The sequence below is a fragment of the Actinomycetota bacterium genome, from assembly GCA_030682655.1.
GTDB lineage: Bacteria > Actinomycetota > Coriobacteriia > Anaerosomatales > JAUXNU01 > JAUXNU01.
This window is the reverse complement of the sequence record JAUXNU010000016.1, coordinates 1-1050: the sequence shown is the minus strand read 5'-3', so window position 1 is coordinate 1050 and position 1050 is coordinate 1. Positions and strand designations below refer to the sequence as shown.

Genomic DNA, 1050 nt, shown 5'->3' with positions numbered 1-1050 from the left:
CCGATGACAGGCCGCCTTCGCTCGCTGCGCTCGCTCCGGCGGAGCGGCAACGCGATCACGATCGCGACCACATCGAACGTTTAGACCCGGGTCTCCGGTGATCTCGGTGAAAGTGGATCTCGATCACGTCGGTGGTGACACCGGATGCAGGCGGCCTCGGTGTGACTGCTCAGGTTGTCCTGCACCAGGTGGATTCGCTTTGCCTTCGGGAACTTCGCCGCGATCCGCTGCAGCGCCCTGACGTAGCTCGGCGACTTCCTGTCCTTGGTCGCATGCGTCAGGTGAATGCCGAGCCGAGGTGCGACAATCGCGAACACGTTCGCTGTGCCCCGTCGTTTGTACTCAGCATCTCGTCGCGCGGGCCGCCCTGGGCGGGCGTAGGTCGGTGCCCGAACCTCGTCGTGGAGTTGAACTGGGCGTTCATCGAGGCAGACGAGCGGATACGCGCTCCTCGACGGTGCCGAGTACAATTTCAAGACGTCTTCCATCCGGGCCACGTACTCGTCGTCTAATTTCGGTACGCACCACATTTTTTTCCCGCCACGGTTTCAAGTCGTGGCGCTTCAGAACCTTGTGCACGTTGTCGCGCGAAACCACCGGGCCAATTCCTCGGCGCACGGCCTCATCCGCCAACAGCGACAACGTCCAGCGCGCCGCGCCCGGTGGCGGCGCACTGCACGCCAGTGACACCAACTTTGCCGCCTGGCCGTCATCGAGCCGTGGCTTGAGCCGATTGCTCTTTGGCGCATCCTCCAGTGCGCCGGCGAGGCCCGCCGCCAGGTACCCATCCCTCACGCGTCGAATCACGCGAGGGAAGGTCCCAAGGCCATCGGCGACCTCCTGCACACTGCGGCCCTTGTTCAGGAGTTGTAGCGCCCGAACGCGCAGCCACTTTCGGCTGCTCAGCAGGTTGCCCTCAATCGCTCGAAGTTCCTTCGCGCTTTCGCGCGTCATCTTGAAGGGCGCTTGTCGTGGCACCGGCTCGTTTGATCAAACGGCGATCGCCAGTGCAAGTCACCGTGATCGAATAGTCCTCAACGAAGGACTAGT

The 1050-nt window shown here is 63.1% G+C and carries 1 protein-coding gene; it reads right to left on the bottom strand.

Going from position 1 to position 1050, the window contains the following annotated elements; all coding sequences use genetic code 11:
* Nucleotides 1–420: 420 nt before the first annotated feature.
* Entirely contained in the window at nucleotides 421–954 is a 534-nt protein-coding gene (locus tag Q8K99_01070; GenBank protein MDP2181148.1) for a helix-turn-helix domain-containing protein, read from the bottom strand.
* Between the last annotated feature and the right edge of the window lie 96 nt (nucleotides 955–1050).

Coding starts and splice junctions, on each gene's coding strand:
- Q8K99_01070 (MDP2181148.1), bottom strand. CDS start 954: ATGACGCGCGAAAGCGCGAAGGAACTTCGAGCGATTGAGGGCAACCTG.